Annotated in this window: 16 protein-coding genes and 1 pseudogene; 13 read left to right on the top strand and 4 right to left on the bottom strand. The window is 37.0% G+C overall.

The window, feature by feature from the left end:
• Window positions 1–27: 27 nt before the first annotated feature.
• Window positions 28–1,572: a T9SS response regulator signal transducer PorX gene (porX, locus tag ACWNCI_RS10710; protein WP_042721069.1), complete on the bottom strand. Its 1,545-nt coding sequence runs from the start codon at window positions 1,570–1,572 to the stop codon at window positions 28–30.
• 216 nt (window positions 1,573–1,788) lie between these two features.
• Between porX and ACWNCI_RS10705 the strand changes: the two genes are divergently transcribed.
• From ACWNCI_RS10705 to ACWNCI_RS10665, 9 genes are all read left to right on the top strand, one after another.
• Entirely contained in the window at window positions 1,789–3,015 is a 1,227-nt protein-coding gene (locus tag ACWNCI_RS10705) for an HD domain-containing protein (protein WP_449388295.1), read from the top strand.
• A 73-nt stretch (window positions 3,016–3,088) separates the two neighbouring features.
• Complete coding sequence (gene lpxD / locus ACWNCI_RS10700) at window positions 3,089–4,120, top strand: UDP-3-O-(3-hydroxymyristoyl)glucosamine N-acyltransferase (RefSeq protein ID WP_346984331.1); 1,032 nt, start codon at window positions 3,089–3,091, stop codon at window positions 4,118–4,120.
• Window positions 4,113–5,510 carry a bifunctional UDP-3-O-[3-hydroxymyristoyl] N-acetylglucosamine deacetylase/3-hydroxyacyl-ACP dehydratase gene (locus ACWNCI_RS10695; RefSeq protein ID WP_449388294.1) on the top strand — a complete coding sequence of 466 codons (1,398 nt, stop codon included), beginning with the start codon at window positions 4,113–4,115 and terminating at the stop codon, window positions 5,508–5,510. The genes lpxD and ACWNCI_RS10695 overlap by 8 nt, the downstream gene beginning before the upstream one ends.
• Window positions 5,511–6,305: an acyl-ACP--UDP-N-acetylglucosamine O-acyltransferase gene (gene lpxA / locus ACWNCI_RS10690; RefSeq protein ID WP_042721065.1), complete on the top strand. Its 795-nt coding sequence runs from the start codon at window positions 5,511–5,513 to the stop codon at window positions 6,303–6,305. It begins immediately after the preceding gene.
• 17 nt (window positions 6,306–6,322) lie between these two features.
• The gene (locus tag ACWNCI_RS10685) at window positions 6,323–6,655 is read left to right on the top strand and encodes a hypothetical protein (protein ID WP_346984332.1); all 333 of its coding nucleotides are present in this window, start codon (window positions 6,323–6,325) and stop codon (window positions 6,653–6,655) included.
• 15 nt (window positions 6,656–6,670) lie between these two features.
• Complete coding sequence (efp, locus tag ACWNCI_RS10680; protein WP_283423798.1) at window positions 6,671–7,237, top strand: elongation factor P; 567 nt, start codon at window positions 6,671–6,673, stop codon at window positions 7,235–7,237.
• Window positions 7,238–7,389: 152 nt separating this feature from the next.
• Window positions 7,390–8,292: a UDP-3-O-(3-hydroxymyristoyl)glucosamine N-acyltransferase gene (locus ACWNCI_RS10675; protein ID WP_449388293.1), complete on the top strand. Its 903-nt coding sequence runs from the start codon at window positions 7,390–7,392 to the stop codon at window positions 8,290–8,292.
• Window positions 8,293–8,382: 90 nt separating this feature from the next.
• Window positions 8,383–9,255, top strand: a complete 873-nt coding sequence (sucD, locus tag ACWNCI_RS10670; RefSeq protein ID WP_346984334.1) for a succinate--CoA ligase subunit alpha — start codon at window positions 8,383–8,385, stop codon at window positions 9,253–9,255.
• Between the two features lie 19 nt (window positions 9,256–9,274).
• On the top strand, window positions 9,275–9,943 hold the full coding sequence (locus tag ACWNCI_RS10665) for a porin family protein (RefSeq protein ID WP_346984335.1): 669 nt from the start codon (window positions 9,275–9,277) through the stop codon (window positions 9,941–9,943).
• A gap of 76 nt (window positions 9,944–10,019) precedes the next feature.
• Here the strand turns inward: ACWNCI_RS10665 and ACWNCI_RS10660 are convergent, their stop codons facing one another.
• The 3 genes from ACWNCI_RS10660 to ACWNCI_RS10650 form a co-directional block, all read right to left on the bottom strand.
• Window positions 10,020–11,330 (bottom strand): ABC transporter permease, encoded by a 1,311-nt coding sequence (locus tag ACWNCI_RS10660; protein WP_449388292.1) that lies wholly within the window; start codon window positions 11,328–11,330, stop codon window positions 10,020–10,022.
• A gap of 2 nt (window positions 11,331–11,332) precedes the next feature.
• Window positions 11,333–12,244 (bottom strand): ABC transporter ATP-binding protein, encoded by a 912-nt coding sequence (locus tag ACWNCI_RS10655; RefSeq protein ID WP_449388291.1) that lies wholly within the window; start codon window positions 12,242–12,244, stop codon window positions 11,333–11,335.
• Between the two features lie 107 nt (window positions 12,245–12,351).
• Complete coding sequence (locus tag ACWNCI_RS10650; protein ID WP_042720032.1) at window positions 12,352–12,702, bottom strand: T9SS type A sorting domain-containing protein; 351 nt, start codon at window positions 12,700–12,702, stop codon at window positions 12,352–12,354.
• A 121-nt stretch (window positions 12,703–12,823) separates the two neighbouring features.
• On the opposite strand from ACWNCI_RS10650, the gene hemB reads away from it, so the two are divergent.
• The 4 genes and pseudogenes from hemB (at window position 12,824) to ACWNCI_RS10630 (ending at window position 17,869) form a co-directional block, all read left to right on the top strand.
• Window positions 12,824–13,813 carry a porphobilinogen synthase gene (hemB, locus tag ACWNCI_RS10645; RefSeq protein WP_449388290.1) on the top strand — a complete coding sequence of 330 codons (990 nt, stop codon included), beginning with the start codon at window positions 12,824–12,826 and terminating at the stop codon, window positions 13,811–13,813.
• Between the two features lie 89 nt (window positions 13,814–13,902).
• Window positions 13,903–14,628, top strand: a pseudogene (gene lptB / locus ACWNCI_RS10640) (LPS export ABC transporter ATP-binding protein); the annotation flags it as partial.
• A 510-nt stretch (window positions 14,629–15,138) separates the two neighbouring features.
• Window positions 15,139–16,863, top strand: a complete 1,725-nt coding sequence (locus ACWNCI_RS10635; RefSeq protein WP_449389492.1) for an ABC transporter ATP-binding protein — start codon at window positions 15,139–15,141, stop codon at window positions 16,861–16,863.
• A 52-nt stretch (window positions 16,864–16,915) separates the two neighbouring features.
• Window positions 16,916–17,869 carry a helix-turn-helix transcriptional regulator gene (locus ACWNCI_RS10630; protein WP_449388289.1) on the top strand — a complete coding sequence of 318 codons (954 nt, stop codon included), beginning with the start codon at window positions 16,916–16,918 and terminating at the stop codon, window positions 17,867–17,869.
• Window positions 17,870–17,885: the final 16 nt, after the last annotated feature.

Genomic DNA, 17,885 nt, shown 5'->3' with positions numbered 1-17,885 from the left:
TGGATCTCTCAATTCGGTATTAGAGAATTATTTTGGTTCAAGAACGCTGACAGGAATAATACACTCTTCCAGTGAAATTCCGCCGTGCTGATAGGTTTCTTTATAATAATTCACAAAATGATTGTAGTTTTTAGGATAAGCAAGGAAAATATTATTTTTTGCGAAAATATATTTAGAACTTAAATTTCCTTTCGGCAAAAATAACTTTTCAGGATTTGTAATCGCCCAAACATCACTGCTGTCATACGTCAGACTTTTTCCTGTTTTATAACGGATGTTGGTAGACGTTTCTCTGTCTCCTACCACTTTGCTCGGTTTTTTTACATAGACGGTACCATGATCGGTGGTGATCACCAATTTAAACCCATTTTCAGCAGCGACTTTAATAATCTTCAATAATGATGAGTTTTCAAACCAGTTCAGAGTCAGAGATCTGAATGTTTTATCATCACGAATCAGCTGATCTACGATATGATTATCAGTTTTTGCGTGAGAAAGGATGTCAATAAAATTATATACGATTACTAAAAGATCATTGTTTTTGTGTTGATTAAAATCATCGTAAATCTTACGCTCAAAATCTGCATTTAATACTTTTAGATATTTCATGGATTTGGAACCAAGGCCGATTCTTTTCATCTGGTCCTCAAGAAAATCTCTTTCGTATTCATTTTTATTCCCTTCCTCATTATCGTTAAACCATTTATCTGGGAAACGTTTTTCAATTTCAGACGGCATAAGACCTGCAAAGAATGAATTTCTTGCATATTGTGTTGCCGTCGGAAGAATGCTGTAATAATAATCTTCAGAGATTTTATTATAGTATTTCGTAAATAAGGGTTCAATTACTTTCCACTGATCGTAGCGAAGATTATCAACCATTAAAAGCAGAACTTTTTCTTTTTCTACTTCCGGTTTCACTTTTTCTTTGAAAAGAGTATGGCTCATAATCGGTTTGTCCGAATCATGCAACCAGTCTTCGTAATTGTTTTCTATAAACTTGGCAAACTGAATATTAGCTTCTTCTTTCTGTGATTGTAAAAGATCTGCAAATTCATTATCCGTTACTTTATCAAATTTGATTTCCCAGTTAACGATTTTCTTGTAATACTCTGCCCATTCCTGGTAAGTTCTAAGGTAAGAAAGTTCCATTGAAAGATTTCTGAATTCCTGCTGATACTGAAGAATTGTCTTCTGCTCCACAAGATTTTCCTCTTGAAGATTTTTCTTTAGAGAAAGCAAAATTTGATTTGGGTTTACCGGCTTCAAAATATAATCCGCGATCTGTGAGCCGATCGCCTCCTCCATAATGTGTTCCTCTTCACTTTTGGTTACCATTACTATTTTTAAAGAATTATCTTTATCTTTAATCATAGGAATCGCTTCCAAACCGGAAATTCCGGGCATATTTTCATCAATAAGTGTTAATGCGAATTTTTCAGAATCCATCAGTTCCAGTGCTTCATTCACATTGTTTACAGGAGTTACCTGATATCCTTTTTTTTCAAGGAACACAATATGAGGTTTCAGCAAGTCGATTTCATCATCTATCCATAATATTTTTTCCGACATAAATTTATTTTTTTACATGGTTATTGTATCAAATTGCTGACCAACTCTAATTAAAATCTGCCAAATTGAACACCTGTAAAGTTAAATATAAGTTAATGAAAACAACAATGTTTCCTCACAATTATTATTATCATGTCTGATAAAATTTTTTAATGATGATTTAATGAAAGCTCAATTTTAAAATCCCTAAATTTGTTTATTAATTCAGACGTTTCAATGCAGAATAAACTCAAAATCATCAACGATCCTGTTCACGGTTTTATCAGAATTCCACACGAAATTTTATTTGATATTATTGAGCATCCTTATTTTCAGAGATTAAGAAGAATCGGGCAGACGGGGCTTCTGAACCTTATTTTCCCGGGCGCTACGCATACGAGATTTCATCATGCTTTGGGAGCTATGCATCTGATGTTTACCGCGCTTGAAACATTGAAGCAGAAAGGAGTGAAGATTTCCGAAGAAGAAGAAAAAGGTGCGATGCTGGCTATTTTAATGCATGACATCGGTCACGGCCCATTTTCCCACGCATTGGAAAGCATGCTCATGGACGACTGGCATCATGAGACACTTTCATTATTATTAATGAACAGGCTGAATGAAGAATTCAACGGAGAACTTTCATGTGCTATTGAGATGTTTCAGGGGAAATATCATCGTAAGTTCTTCAATCAGCTAATTTCTTCCCAACTTGATGTCGACAGGCTCGATTATCTGAAACGAGACAGCTTTTTTACAGGAGTTTCTGAAGGAAGCATCAATACACAGCGTATTATTTCAATGATGAATGTTTGCGAAGAGGGAGAATTAGTTATTGATGCTAAAGGAGTTTATTCCATAGAAAATTTTCTTACCGCCAGAATGTTTATGTACTGGCAGGTTTATTATCATAAAACATCTGCATTGGCAGAATTTATTCTGGTAAAAATTCTGGAGCGTGCCAAATATCTTGTTTCCCGGGGAGTAGATTTGCCGGCCGGAGATAATCTGAAATATTTCTTGTACAGAGAAAAAAGTGCGGCTACGGATGAAGACGTAAGAAGATTTACTCAGCTGGACGATAATGATGTCATACAGGCAATGAAATCATGGCAAAATGCAGAAGATAAAATATTGTCGTACTGGTGCAGTTGCGTCATACAAAGAAATCTCCCCAAAACGATTATTTCTTCGCATCCTTTTGATAAAGAATTTATTAAAGAAAAAATTAAAAATACGAACGATTTTTTCAGGATCAATAATGGGGAAGAACTGGTACACGAAATCAAAAGAAAACTTCTTCCTTACGATACCGAAAAACAACCCATCTATCTGCTGCAGAAAAATGGGAGAAAAATCAGGCTGGAAGAGTCGGAAGATCAGCTTTTGTCAGGGCTTATGGTTAATAAAACAAAGCGATATATCCTTACTTTTCCACGGGATATTTCAGAGTTAAATTCTTAAATAATATTAAAATTTTACGATCATAAAACTAAAAAATGTTTGCGAATTACAGAATTTCTTATCTTTGCAGAATATGGAATTCACAGCTTCGCAAATTGCAAGTTTTATTGACGGAAAAATAATAGGTGACGAGCATGCACTTATTACTGGAGTTTCACCTATTGAAAGCGGGGAAACTGGACATCTTTCTTTTATAGCACAAGATAGATTTACGCATTATTTGGATGCCTCTAAATGCTCTGTTATCATCGTCTCAGAAAATCTTTTGACGAAAGATTCTTACAATACCACGATCATATCGGTGAAGGATGCTTATCTTTCGTTTCAGATATTAATGAACCTTTATCAGGAAATGCAGGGAAGAAAAGAAGGGATCGAAAATGGCTCTTCAATACACGATACTGCCGTGATTGGTGATAACGTTTATATCGGAGCTTTCACATATGTTTCCGAAAAAGCAAAAATCGGGGAAGGATCTCAGATCTATCCGCAGGTTTACATCGGAAAAGGCGTGAAAATCGGTAAAAACTGTAAAATAGACAGTGGTGCAAGAATTTATGATTACTGCATTATAGGCGACAACTGTGTGATCCATTCCAATACCGTAATCGGAGGTGACGGATTTGGTTTTCAGCCAACACCGGACGGGTTCAAAAAAATTCCTCAGCTTGGTAATGTTATTATTGAAGATGATGTGGAAATCGGCTCAAATTGTAGTATTGACCGTGCAACTATAGGCTCTACTACCATCGGAAAAGGCACAAAGATCGATAATCTGATCCAGATTGCGCATAATGTGAAAATAGGTAAAAACAATGTGATTGCGGCACAGGCCGGAATCGCGGGATCTACGACCATCGGCGACTGGAACCAAATCGGCGGTCAGGTCGGCATCGTAGGACATATAAAAATAGGAAATCAGGTGAAAATTCAGGCGCAGAGCGGAGTGAATTCAAGTGTGAATGACAGAGAGACACTGTACGGTTCACCAGCCATCAGTTATAATGACTACCTGAGAAATTATATCCATTTCAGAAACTTTACTGAAATCGTTAACAGAATAAAAAATCTTGAGAATAACTCAAAAGATAAAACTAATGAGTGATATGCAAAAAACGCTTCAGCAAGAAGTAACTCTCTCCGGAATCGGACTTCATACAGGTAAAGAAGTAAAACTTACCATAAAACCTGCAAAGGAAAATACAGGTTTTATCTTTGTAAGAACAGATCTGGAAGGACATCCTCAGGTGGAAGCAGATGTAAACTATGTAGTTGCTACAGAAAGAGGAACGACATTAGAAAAATTAGGCGTAAAAATTACGACTTGCGAACATCTTCTCGCAGCACTCGTTGGTTGTGACATCGACAATGCCATTCTTGAAATGGATGCTTCAGAACCTCCAATCCTTGACGGATCTTCAAAGTATTTTGTGGAAGCTATCGAAAGCGTTGGTGTTGTGGAACAAAATATTCCGAGAGAATACCTGGTAGTAAAAGAAGTTCTTACTTACAGCGATCCGGCTACAGGATCAGAAATTACAATTATTCCTTCCGATACATACGAAGTAACAACAATGGTTGATTTTGGGACTAAAGTTTTAGGAACTCAAAATGCAACACTTAAAAATATTTCTGAGTTTAAAGATGAAATTTCCTCTGCAAGAACATTCAGTTTTCTGCATGAGCTTGAAATGCTTCTGGATCATGGCCTTATCAAAGGGGGAGATATTTCAAATGCTATCGTGTACGTAGATAAAGATCTCACCCTGGAGACTACAGAAAAACTGAAAAAAGCTTTTGGAAAAGACAACGTATCCATAAGACCCAACGGAATCCTTGATAATCTTAATTTAAATTATCCTAATGAAGCAGCAAGACACAAATTACTGGATGTGATTGGTGATCTGGCTTTGGCGGGGGTAAAAATAAAAGGCAAAGTTATTGCCAATAAACCTGGACATTTTGTAAACACGCAGTTTGCCAAAAAGCTGAACCGTCAGTGGAAGCTGCAGAAAAAGAAAAATGTTCCTGATTTTGATCTGACTAAAGAACCCGTTTTTGATATCAACGGAATTATGAAGCTCATGCCTCACAGACCACCGTTTTTATTGATCGATAAAATTCTTGAACTTTCCGACTCTCATGTGGTAGGTTTGAAAAATGTAACGATGAATGAACCTTTCTTCGTAGGACATTTTCCGAAAGAGCCCGTAATGCCGGGGGTTTTGCAGGTGGAAGCTTTAGCACAGACAGGAGGAATCCTTGTTTTGGCAAGCGTTCCTGATCCTGAAAATTACTCAACCTATTTTATTAAAATTGATAAAGTAAAATTCAAAAGAAAAGTAGTGCCGGGAGATACTATTATTTTCAAGATTGAATTGATCGAACCTATCAGAAGAGGAATCGTCCATATGCAGGGCTACGGCTATGTAGGAGATACTGTTGCGGTAGAAGCAGAATTAATGGCCCAAGTTGCAAAAAATAAAGTTGATTAAATGATTCATCAATTAGCAGCCGTAGATAAGCGTGCGAAAATCAGCAAAAATGTAATCGTAGAACCTTTTACTACCATTGCAGGGGATGTGGAAATCGGAGAAGGAACATGGATCGGTCCCAATGTTACCATCATGGATGGAGCAAGAATTGGTAAAAACTGCAGGATTTTTCCGGGAACGGTAATTTCTGCTATTCCTCAGGATTTAAAATTTGATGGCGAAGATACACAGGTGATTATTGGTGACGAAACCACGATCAGAGAATGCGTGACGGTAAACAGAGGTACAAAAGCTTTAGGATTTACTAAAATCGGTAAAAACTGCCTGATTATGGCAACTACACATATTGCGCATGACTGCGTTATCGGGGATCACGTGATCATCGTGAACGGTTGTGGTATTGCAGGACACGTAGAAATCGGTGATTATACGGTAATGGGAGGCTTGTCTGCGGTACACCAGTTTGGTAAGATCGGAAAACATGTCATGATTTCCGGAGGAACGCTCGTAAGAAAAGATATTCCGCCTTATGTAAAAGTGGCAAGAGAGCCGATGTCTTATGCCGGAATTAATTCTGTTGGATTGAGAAGAAGAGGATTTACCAATGAAAAAATATTTGAAATCCAGAAGATATACAGAGCAATTTTTCAGATGAAGATGAATGTTTCTCAGGCTATTTCGCATATTGAAAAAGAAATGCTTCCTACTGCAGAAAGAGACGAGATTCTTCAGTTTATCCAAAACTCTCCGAGAGGTATTGTAAAAGGATACGGAACCGGAAAAGAAAGTAATTAATTGTAAAAAAATCAGATATGAAAATTTTAATCTTATTCATGATGCTTTCAACGACTTCTTTGTTTGGACAGCAAACGGAAGGATTAAAAACTCAGAAAACAACAAGGACCTCTATTCTGGAAAGAAAGATTCCTGAAAAGTCTACAGACAGCCTTGCTAAAAGTAATTTTAACTCTATTCTGAAGCAAAAGGATAATTCAAACTCTATTTTTGGCACAGCGAATCAATACAATTCTGAAGTTCAGATGAATGTCAACAGGCTACAGAACAATGTAAATACATTTAATAATAACACATTCAACAGGATGCTGCCTCAGGGACAGGGAATACAGTTTAATAAAAGAAAATAATTATATACAAAATTAATGGCAACAAGTAACGATATCAGAAAAGGTCTGTGCATTGAGTATAGCAATGATATTTATAAAGTAATTGAGTTTCTTCACGTAAAACCGGGTAAAGGGCCGGCTTTCGTAAGAACGAAACTAAAATCTGTAACAAACGGAAAGGTAATTGACAATACTTTTTCTGCAGGTCATAAAATTGATGAAGTAAAAGTAATCACCAGAAAATATCAGTATCTTTATGATGATGAGAATGGTTTCCACTTCATGAACAATGATGATTTTTCTCAGCTTTACCTTAACAAAGAAATGATTGAAAATTCTAATCTTATGAAAGCAGGAGAGGAAGTGACAATTATTTTGAAAGAAGCTGACGAAACACCTCTTTCTGCAGAATTACCACAATCTGTTTATCTGGAAATAGTGGAAGCAGATCCTGGAGTAAAAGGAAATACCGCTACCAATGCGCTGAAAAATGCTATCGTTGAAACAGGAGCAAGAGTAATGGTTCCATTGTTCATTGAGCCGGGAGACAAGATTAAAGTAAGCACCGAAGATGGTTCATACTTAGAAAGAGTTAAAGAATAATTTTTAATACAATCTACAGAAATTCGGTTTGCCCTTGCATTCCGAATTTTTGCTTTATAAAAGTGAGAAGTCCGAAGGGACGATTTATAGCAGAATCGGATGCAGTCCGGTAACTTTTATATGTTTTACAAACCTAAACATCATTTAAAAATATGACGTTTCATCAGCCACAACAACTTGAAAATATTGCCAATATTATTGGGGCTAAATTTGTAGGTCCAAAAGACTTCGAAGTATTGGGTACCAATGAAATTCACATGGTGAAGCCAGGAGATATCGTTTTTGTTAACCATCCTAAATATTATGATAAAGCATTAAATTCTGCTGCTACCATTATCCTGATTGACAAAGAAGTAGACTGTCCGGAAGGTAAAGCCCTTTTGGTTTCTGATGATCCCTTCAGGGATTTTAACAAAATCAATACGCATTTCACGAGAATATATAATTTTACGGAAGAACTTCATGACGTTGAAATTGGTGAGGGAACGCATATTCATCATTCCGCAGTAATCGGAAATAATGTAAAGATCGGCAAAAATACGCTTATCTTCCCCAATGTGGTGATTGGCGACAGAACCGTTATTGGTGATAATGTTGTGATCCAGTCAAATACCGTGTTGGGAGGTGATGCATTTTATTACAGAAAATTAAATGGAAATTTTGATCGTCTGATCTCCGTGGGAAATGTTGTTATTGAAAAAAATGTTGAGATCGGAAACGGCTGTACGATAGACAGGGGGGTAACAGATTCTACAGTGATTGGCGAAGGCTCTGTTCTTGATAATCAGATCCAGATAGGACACGATACGGTGATTGGTAAAAAATGTCTTATTGCTTCGCAAGTGGGAATTGCAGGATGTTGTGTAATCGGTGATGAGGTTACCTTGTGGGGACAAGTCGGTATCGCTTCCGGAAATAAAATAGAGAGCGGATCTGTAATTTTAGGCAAAACAGGAGTCAACAGAGATCTTGAAAAAGGAACCTATATCGGCATGTTTGCAGAAGATTTTAAAACCTACCTGAAGAAAGAAGTTAAACTGAGAAATCTCAAATAAACAAATTGTTTAGATTTATCTTTAATCAAAGAAATTTAATTAAATTTGTGTGCATTTAAAAATCAATAAATAAATTAAATAAATAATAAAATGTCAATTTTAGTAAACAAAGATTCTAAAGTAATTGTACAAGGATTTACGGGGAATGAAGGTACTTTCCATGCAAGCCAGATGATTGAATACGGAACCAACGTAGTAGGTGGAGTTACTCCCGGAAAAGGGGGAAGCGAGCACCTTGGAAAGCCTGTATTCAATACTGTAGCTGATGCTGTGGCAAAAGCCGGAGCAAACGTGAGTATCATTTTCGTACCACCTGCATTTGCAGCTGATGCAATTATGGAAGCAGCTGAAGCGGGAATCAAAGTAATTGTTTGTATTACTGAAGGTATTCCTGTAGCAGATATGGTAAAAGTAAAATCTTACATTGCCGACAGAGAATGTAGATTAATAGGTCCTAACTGCCCCGGAATCATTACTTCTGAAGAAGCTAAAATTGGTATTATGCCAGGTTTCGTTTTCAAAAAAGGTAAAGTAGGTATCGTTTCTAAATCAGGTACACTTACTTATGAAGCTGCAGATCAGGTGGTAAGAGCCGGTTTCGGAATTTCTACAGCAATCGGTATCGGTGGTGACCCTATCATCGGAACAACGACAAGAGAAGCTTTGGAATTATTCATTAATGATCCTGAAACAGAAGCGGTAGTTATGATCGGAGAAATCGGTGGTGGTCTTGAGGCTGAAGCAGCAAGATGGTATAAGGCCAGCGGTTCTACAAAACCTGTTGTAGGCTTTATCGCCGGACAAACTGCTCCTAAAGGAAGAACAATGGGCCACGCAGGTGCTATCGTTGGTGGTGCTGAAGATACTGCTCAGGCAAAAATGGAGATCATGAGAGAAAACGGTATCAATGTAGTAGATTCCCCTGCTGATATTGGTGTTACCGTGGCTAAGGTGTTAGCATAATTTTTTTAAACATAATGACATGAAAAAATTTTTATTGGCCTCTGGCCTAATGTTTTCTGCGTTGTCTTTCGCACAAATAGACTTCAGCAGTACAAGGTTTGGGATCTCTGCAGGAGGTAACTTCTCAGGAGTAAAAAATGCCCACAATCCCTCAGGAAAAAGGTTTACGATACAGGGCGGAGCTTTGGCTTTAATCCCTATCGGAAGTGAAAATCAGTTTTTTCTTCAACCCGAAATACAGTATTTTGGAGCAGGAGAAACAGGTAAAGACAAAGGTGCTAAAGGTACAGACGGATATGATGCGGTATATGCAAATGATTATCTGAGTGTACCAATCAGTTTTAAAGCTTATTTTTCCGAAGCAGAATCAGAATTCTTCGGATTGATAGGACCGAGATTTAATTTTTTATTAAGTCAGAGAGTGAAAAACGCACCTGTGTCAAGACCATATTATGACCCGGATTATGAAGTTTCCGGAAACTCAAAACTTAATGGTAAAGCCAATGGCTTTAACTTTGGACTAGGTTTTGGGCTAGGATACAGCTACAAAAGGCAGTTGGAATTAACCGCAAGATATGATTTCGGTCTTTCCAATACCTATCCCGGTCTTGATTATGAACCGCAAGGAAGTACTAAAAATAAATCCGAGCAGGTTCTTAGTTTAAGTGTAAACTATATTTTCAACTGAGAAAATTTTAACCCTAATAAAAAGTCCCGAAACACATTGTCTCGGGACTTTTTTATGATAAATCTGATTTAATTTTTTATCCTTTAATCCATTTCCAGATCTCTTTGAGAGTAGCTTTATTTCCATACATCAAAATACCCACTCTGTAGATCTTTCCTGCTACGAAAATCATAAAAATAGTAGTTCCCAAAAGCAGAGCAATTGATAATGCGATCTGCCAGGCCGGAACACCGAAAGGTATTCTGGCAATCATCGCTACCGGTGAAGTAAAAGGAATAATCGACAGCCAAAATCCAAGTGGTCCGTCAGGGTTATTCATTAAAGAAAAGCTGCCGTACATTCCCAGCATCAGCGGAAGGATTGCAAATAAGGTGAATTGTTGTGTCTCTGTCTCATTGTCTACTGCGGAGCCGATAGCAGCATATATAGAGCTGTAAAAGATATATCCTAAAAGGAAAAATACAATAAATACAAAGATGATTAATGGAAAATTCAATTCCAGCAAACTGTGAGAAATCTGAGTGGCAATCTGTGCAACATCCAGTTTACTTGCCAGTTCATTATTTCCGCCCGGAATATTTTTCTGAATGGAGGTAAAACCTGTATTTAAAACCAACGCTCCGATCACAGACATTGTAATCCAGACTAAAAACTGCGTTAAAGCTACTAAAGTAACTCCCAGAATTTTGCCCATCATCAGTTCGAAAGGTTTCACAGAAGAAATAATAATTTCCACAACACGATTATTTTTTTCTTCCAGCACGCTTCTCATTACCCTTACGCCATAGATGATGATGAACATAAAAGTAACATACATCAGGAGAATACTCAGTCCACTTTTTACCCCAAAGCCAAGATCGGAATCCTCCTTATTGTTCTCGGAAACATTAATGGTTTTTAAGGTAAAACTTTTATCAAGATTATCCAGCTGCGCTTCTGCAATACCTAATTGCTTGATCTTTTCTTTCTTAATAACATCCGTAATATCAGAAACGATTTTCTGCTTCGTATCAAATCCTATTTTGCTATTAATGACAAGTCTTGTATTTTTCTGAAGATCATCAAAATCTTGATTTTTCAGTGCCGGTAAAATTAAAATACCATCCAATGATTCATTGCCCTTAAGATTATTAATCTTAGACTTTTCATCAGCCGCAGCAACATAGATGTATTTCAGCTGATCACTGGATTTCAGCTGATTGGTAAATAGGCCGCTTTTATCCACCACTTCAATCACACTATGGGATTCGTTGGCTTTAAACATAAGACCGATTACCGAACCGAAAGCAACCAGCAGAACCGGAGCCAGTAAAGTAAGTATAATGAAGGATTTTTTCTTAACCTGTGTCAGAAATTCCCTTTTTGTAATTAAAAAAATATTGTTCATAATTAAGAATTGCTGCTTACTGCATTAATAAAAACTTCATTCATACTTGGAATTTTTTCCTCAAATGATCTTACTTTTCCTACATTGACAAGATCCAGAAGAATATCGTTTTGATTAGATTCATTCTTTAAATCAAATGATATAAGATTGTTTTCGTTTGAAATATTAGAGATATCGTATTTATTTCTGAAGTTTTCAAGCTGAGAATCATTGGTTTCGGAAAGGGTAATCCCGAAAATATTTTTCTTGAATTTTTCCCGTACATCAAAAACTCTTCCGTCGATAATTTTTTTTGAATTATTAATCAAAGCAACATAATCACACATTTCTTCCACACTTTCCATTCTGTGGGTAGAAAGAATAATCGTTGTTCCGTTGTTTTTAAGATCAATAATCTGATCTTTAATCAGATTGGCATTTACAGGGTCAAATCCTGAAAACGGCTCATCGAGGATAAGTAGGTTGGGTCTGTGAAGAACCGTTACAACAAACTGGATTTTTTGTGCCATTCCTTTCGAAAGTTCAGAAAGCTTCTTTTTCCACCACTGGTCAATATGCAATTTGTCAAACCATTTCTTGGCTTCACTCAAAGCATCGTTTTTGCTCATTCCTTTAAGTTCACCAAAATAAAGAAGCTGGTCACCGACCGTCATATTTTTATAAAGGCCTCTTTCTTCGGGCATGTAGCCGATATCTTTGATATGATCCGGATTCAGTTTTTGTCCGTTAATGGAAATATCTCCCGAATCAGCCTGTGTAATTTGATTGATGATACGTATAAATGAAGTTTTACCGGCCCCGTTCGGACCTAAAAGACCATATACGCTTCCTTTCGGAACGTGGATGCTGAAATCATCCAAAGCCACTTTTTTGCCGGCATTATAGGTCTTTCTGATATGTTCAGCTTTTAGCATTAAATTGTTTTTACTTATTAATATGAAAAAGTTCCGAAAGTTACGGAATTATTGAAACAGAATTTAATCTAAAAGAAAAAATCCTGATGATGATCAGGATTGAATTATTATTGTTTTACGATTTGCGTAACCTTCATGGTGTTGTCGCTTAGTATATAGCGGATCAGATATTTTCCAGGCTTCAATTTTTCGATATTAATTTCCCCCGAATTCATATTTACTGAATAAGTAGCAACCTGAGTTCCCAAAATAGAGTAGAAGATCACACTTTTAATTTTAAGATTAGAGTCTTTAGCCTTTACAATCAGAAAATCCTTTGCAGGATTCGGATAGGCAACAAGAACACCATCATCAGACTTTTGTGAAAAACCTGAAGGCTCCTTTATCTGAGCTTTAATATTATTGGAAAATCCAATAAAAGCGCCTAAAAAGATAAATAAAAGTAAAAGTTTTTTCATCAAATTATAATTTCTTTAAATATATTAAAACAAAAGTAAACAATTCTACAATTTCCTGCAACACTTTTTTGTTTAAGTTGTAGTAAATTTGTATTAAATTTTATTCAAAAAGTATTCCAAAATGATACATTCAAGAAATAGAAGGCTGAGAGTAAACGAATCTGTCAGAAGTCTGGTAAGAGAATGCACCCTTACCACCAACGATTTTGTAATGCCAATCTTCGTTATGGAGGGCGAAAATAAAGAAGAACCCATCGCTTCAATGCCGGGAATATTCAGGAGAAGCATCGATCTGACAGTGAAAGAATGTAAGGAATTATTTTCTTTGGGTGTAAAGGCTGTCAATCTGTATATGAAAGTTTCAGACGATCTGAAAGACAATACCGGAAAAGAGGCGTGGAACAAAAACGGATTGATGCAGAACACGATAAGAGCCATCAAAGATGCAGTTCCTGAAATGGTTGTGATGCCTGACGTGGCATTGGATCCTTATTCAATCTACGGTCACGATGGAATTATTGAAAATGGTAAAATCGTCAATGATGCTACTAACGATGCTTTGGCAAGAATGTCTGTATCACATGCTGAGGCCGGAGCCGATATTGTGGCACCAAGCGACATGATGGACGGAAGAGTACAAACAATCCGCGAAGCTTTGGAAGATAGTGGATTTACGGATGTTGGGATCTTAAGCTATGCTGCAAAGTATGCAAGCTCTTTTTACGGACCTTTCAGAAGTGCTTTAGATAGCGCACCAAAAGATAATATGGAAATTCCTAAAGATAAAAAAACATATCAGATGGATTTTCATAATTCCCGTGAAGCATTAAATGAAGTATTTAAAGATATTGACGAAGGAGCAGATATTATCATGATTAAGCCGGGACTTCCGTATCTGGATGTTGTTTCAAAAGTTCGTGATGCTATCGATCTTCCGATTGCCGTGTACAATGTGAGCGGAGAATATGCAATGGTAAAAGCGGCTGCACAAAACGGCTGGCTGGATAATGATAAAACGATTATCGAAAGCTTAACATGTATTAAAAGGGCTGGGGCAGACATGATCTTTACCTATTTTTCAAAAGAAGCCGCGATGATTCTCAACAGGTAATTGATCAGCAATAGAAAAGCACCTTATTGAGCGTTTTAAATTTTTGTGTTTGTGTAAAGTAAAACGTTTACATTTTATATATTTGCTTCATGATTTTACGAGGAGAAAACTTAATCAAAGAATACGGTCCCAAGAAAGTTGTAAAAGGCGTTTCTGTACAGGTTCAGCAGGGAGAAATTGTCGGATTGCTTGGTCCGAACGGAGCCGGGAAAACCACTTCGTTTTATATGATTGTTGGATTGGTTAAGCCCACTTCCGGGAAAATTTTTCTTGATAAACAGGAAATCACTACTGATGCGATGTACCGCAGGGCACAAAAAGGAATCGGTTATCTTGCGCAGGAAGCATCCGTTTTCAGGAAACTTTCGGTTGAGGAAAACATTATGGGTGTTTTACAACTTACAAAACTTTCTAAACGTGAGCAGCAAATTAAATGTGATGAGCTGATTGAGGAATTCTCACTACAGCACGTTCGTAAAAACCGTGGTGATCTTTTGTCCGGAGGGGAAAGACGTAGAACAGAAATTGCAAGATGTCTGGCGACAGATCCTAATTTTATTCTTCTGGATGAACCTTTTGCCGGAGTAGACCCGATTGCCGTGGAAGATATTCAGAAAATTGTAAGAAGTCTCACGGACAAAAATATCGGAATTCTGATCACTGACCATAACGTTCAGCAGACTTTGGCCATTACCAACAAAACGTATATTATGTTTGAAGGAAGAATCCTGAAAGAAGGACTTCCCGAGGAACTGGCAAATGATCCGCAGGTAAGGGAAGCTTATCTCGGTGAAAACTTTGTCTATCAAAGTATTTTTGATAAACCTACAAAGAAAAGCTACGCGTACAATATCTGGGCAGGAAATTTTGATTCTAAATCGCAGCTGCAGAATTTTGTGAATGAAAATTTTGCTCAATACGATGATCTGAGGTTGATGTACGGTTTTGAAGATATCAGTTTCGCTTCATTGGGAAATTCGGAAATTCAGCACATATTCAATGATGTAGTAGACAAAAATGCCAACAATGCTTTTGTCTTTCAAAAAAAAGAAATTAATTCCAATTATTCTCTGGAGCAGGCTGAAGCAGAATCTAAAGCAGCAGGAAAGCCGGAACTCCATTATCTTACGACTTATGTTTTTGAAGGATAATTTGTAAATTAAAGCAAATCTTTTTGCTGAAAAATAGAATAAAAACGTACCTTTTCTCTGTAAAACGGTACGTTTTTTAGTTAAATCATTTCTATGGCAAAACCTTTCAACAGAACCGTCACTTTATTCGGAATTTACAAACAGCTCGTTCCTTTTATCAGACCCTACAGGCTGATGATCTATGGAACATTGTTTCTTACATTTTTAGGAGCTCTTGCCGCACAGGTGAATCCGCTGGTGCTGAAATATACTGTGGATGAGGTTACAAAATTGACTCATCTTCCGCATCCGATGTCGCAGGGAATTCATGTGCTGGTGGTAATATCGGTTATATTACTTGGGAAAGAATTGCTGAATATCTTTATCAATTTCGGGCAAAAATTTTATGGTGAAAAAATCAGGATCAATGTAAGCTCAGTCCTGGCACAATCTGCGATCGACAAAATTCTGATGTATCGTGTCGCTTATTTTAATGATGAAAACCATGAATCAGGAAAATTACAGATCAGGATCGACAGAGGTATTGAAAGCTTAACAAGGCTTGTACAGAACTTTTTTATAGATATGCTGCCACTGTTTTCCAACGCTGTGATTGCTTTATTCATCATGTATCTGCAAAACGTTTACGTCGGAATTGTCTCTACGATCATTGTCCCGATTTATTTTTATGTAAGCTCTTTGCAGGCAAAAAAGCTCGGCGGAGTGAGAAGAACATTAAGAAATCAGCGTGAGCAAAAGACTTCGGGATTATTAAATCTGATTAATTCCATCATGGTGATCAAAAGTTTTGTCCGTGAAAAATTTGAAGGCAAAAAACAATATGATCTCCAGATGCAGCTTATGGAAAGCCAGATGTTTACCCGGAGAACAAATTTTATTTATGACGGTTTAAAAACATTTATCGAGCAGTTTGGGGTAGTTTTAATCATTCTTCTGACGGTTTATCTCGTACTGGATCAGCAGATGACTATAGGTGCAATCATGCTTCATATCATGCTTTTTAACAATGTTTCGGCTCCGATACGGCAATTACACAGAATCTATGACGATATGAACGATGCGATGATTTATGCAGAAGGATATTTCGATATTTTAAATGCAGATGAAGAGAAAGAGCCGAACGGAAATTTCGTAGAAAAGAAAATCAAAGGAAACTTTGAATTAAAAAATATTAATTTTACATATCCCAATGGGACACAGGCTTTATACAATGTTTCCATGAAGATTGAAAACGGGAAAACGACGGCCTTAGTAGGTTTGAGCGGTGCGGGTAAATCTACGATCATCAATCTTTTATGCAAGTTTTATCTTCCGGATTCAGGAGAAATTTTATTGGATGACTTTAATTTGAATGATTATGACAATACTTTTCTTCGCAATGACCTTGGTCTGGTGCTTCAGAAAAATCATATTTTCCAGGGAAGTATCGAAGACAATATTCGCTACGGAAATATGAATGCCTCTTTCGAGGAAATCCAGGAAGCTGCAAAAAAAGCCTATCTTCACGAGCAGATTCTGGATTTACCGGATGCTTACAGTCATGATGCTACACAACTTTCCGGGGGACAGCAGCAAAGAATTGCCATCGCAAGGTTGTTTTTGAAAAACCCACCGATTATTTTTCTTGACGAACCCACCGCAAGTCTCGATGCAATTGCTACAGAGCAGATTAAGAATTCCCTGGATGCCATAAAAGAAGGGCGAACAGTGATTATTATATCGCACTCTCTTTCACAGATTCTGGATTCCGATAAAATATATGTCATGAAAAAAGGAAGGGTAGTGGAAAGCGGAACTCACGATGAGCTGGTTCAGATCAACGGAACATACAGAGAAATTTTTGATGCTTCGGCAAGAAGTTTAAATCTGGATAAATTGATGAATAGTTTTAAAAAATAATGTAATATTATAGCAATTTAATAATACACAATTATCATTCATCAACCATAAAATGAACGATCACTACCTCAAAAAACTCGACAGGGTAACCGCTATTCTTACTCAATTACAGTCAAAATCAATTGTAAGGGCACAGGATCTTGCACAGAAATTTGACGTAAGTGTACGGACAATTTACAGGGATATAAAAACATTGGAAAACGCCGGGATTCCTATCATAGGGGAAGCCGGAAGCGGATATTCCCTGATGGATGGTTATAAACTTCCTCCCGTGATGTTTACAAAGGAAGAAGTGTTAAGTTTTATTACCGCCGAAAAACTAATGCAGAAGTTCTCCCATCAAAGTCTGGGAAACCACTATCAGACAGCGATGGAAAAATTACGTTCGGTGTTGAAATATTCCGACAGAAATTTAATTCAGAACATCGAAACGCAGATTGATATTTTTCAGCATCAGGTCAAAACTGAAGATACCTTAAAAGATGTTATCCCAACCATTCTGGAAAGCATTGCCGAAAAATATCAGCTGAGCATAGAATACAGAACCGTTGACGATAAAATTTCCACAAGAACCATTGAGGCAGTCGGCGTTTTCTTTGAATTTAATTTTTGGTACATTATGGCTTTCTGCACATTGAGAAATGATTTCAGGCAGTTTCGTGTAGACAGGATTTTGAAGATTTCCAAAACTCAGAATCCGTATCTTCAGGAATATGGACAAATCAATGATTACCGGAAAAATGGCAACGGAAATAAAGTCACCGTAAAGCTCCTGGTGGATAAAAAAATAATGGGGCATCTTGTGAATTCAAAAATTTATTATGGCTTAATTGAAGAAATAGAAACAGAAAATGGAGTAGAGCTCACCTTTGAAACGGAATGGCTTAAGGATGGTTTTCCGCGTTGGCTGATTACTTTTGCAGATTATGCCACCATTCTGGAACCGGAAAGCCTTAAAGAAAGACTGAAAGATTTATTAAAAGATATTTCCGATAGACACCCATAAAAACCTCAGCAGAAAA

This window comes from Chryseobacterium lineare, from assembly GCF_977014045.1.
This window is presented reverse-complemented; position numbering and strand designations above follow the sequence as displayed.

What these genes read in the sequence shown, in the direction of transcription:
- hemB (WP_449388290.1), top strand. Translation starts at nt 12,824, where the DNA reads ATGATACATTCAAGAAATAGAAGGCTGAGAGTAAACGAATCTGTCAGA.
- lpxD (WP_346984331.1), top strand. Translation starts at nt 3,089, where the DNA reads ATGGAATTCACAGCTTCGCAAATTGCAAGTTTTATTGACGGAAAAATA.
- ACWNCI_RS10650 (WP_042720032.1), bottom strand. Translation starts at nt 12,702, where the DNA reads ATGAAAAAACTTTTACTTTTATTTATCTTTTTAGGCGCTTTTATTGGA.
- ACWNCI_RS10655 (WP_449388291.1), bottom strand. Translation starts at nt 12,244, where the DNA reads ATGCTAAAAGCTGAACATATCAGAAAGACCTATAATGCCGGCAAAAAA.
- ACWNCI_RS10665 (WP_346984335.1), top strand. Translation starts at nt 9,275, where the DNA reads ATGAAAAAATTTTTATTGGCCTCTGGCCTAATGTTTTCTGCGTTGTCT.
- ACWNCI_RS10660 (WP_449388292.1), bottom strand. Translation starts at nt 11,330, where the DNA reads ATGAACAATATTTTTTTAATTACAAAAAGGGAATTTCTGACACAGGTT.
- ACWNCI_RS10675 (WP_449388293.1), top strand. Translation starts at nt 7,390, where the DNA reads ATGACGTTTCATCAGCCACAACAACTTGAAAATATTGCCAATATTATT.
- ACWNCI_RS10630 (WP_449388289.1), top strand. Translation starts at nt 16,916, where the DNA reads ATGAACGATCACTACCTCAAAAAACTCGACAGGGTAACCGCTATTCTT.
- ACWNCI_RS10635 (WP_449389492.1), top strand. Translation starts at nt 15,139, where the DNA reads ATGATCTATGGAACATTGTTTCTTACATTTTTAGGAGCTCTTGCCGCA.
- ACWNCI_RS10685 (WP_346984332.1), top strand. Translation starts at nt 6,323, where the DNA reads ATGAAAATTTTAATCTTATTCATGATGCTTTCAACGACTTCTTTGTTT.
- porX (WP_042721069.1), bottom strand. Translation starts at nt 1,572, where the DNA reads ATGTCGGAAAAAATATTATGGATAGATGATGAAATCGACTTGCTGAAA.
- ACWNCI_RS10695 (WP_449388294.1), top strand. Translation starts at nt 4,113, where the DNA reads ATGAGTGATATGCAAAAAACGCTTCAGCAAGAAGTAACTCTCTCCGGA.
- ACWNCI_RS10705 (WP_449388295.1), top strand. Translation starts at nt 1,789, where the DNA reads ATGCAGAATAAACTCAAAATCATCAACGATCCTGTTCACGGTTTTATC.
- sucD (WP_346984334.1), top strand. Translation starts at nt 8,383, where the DNA reads ATGTCAATTTTAGTAAACAAAGATTCTAAAGTAATTGTACAAGGATTT.
- lpxA (WP_042721065.1), top strand. Translation starts at nt 5,511, where the DNA reads ATGATTCATCAATTAGCAGCCGTAGATAAGCGTGCGAAAATCAGCAAA.
- efp (WP_283423798.1), top strand. Translation starts at nt 6,671, where the DNA reads ATGGCAACAAGTAACGATATCAGAAAAGGTCTGTGCATTGAGTATAGC.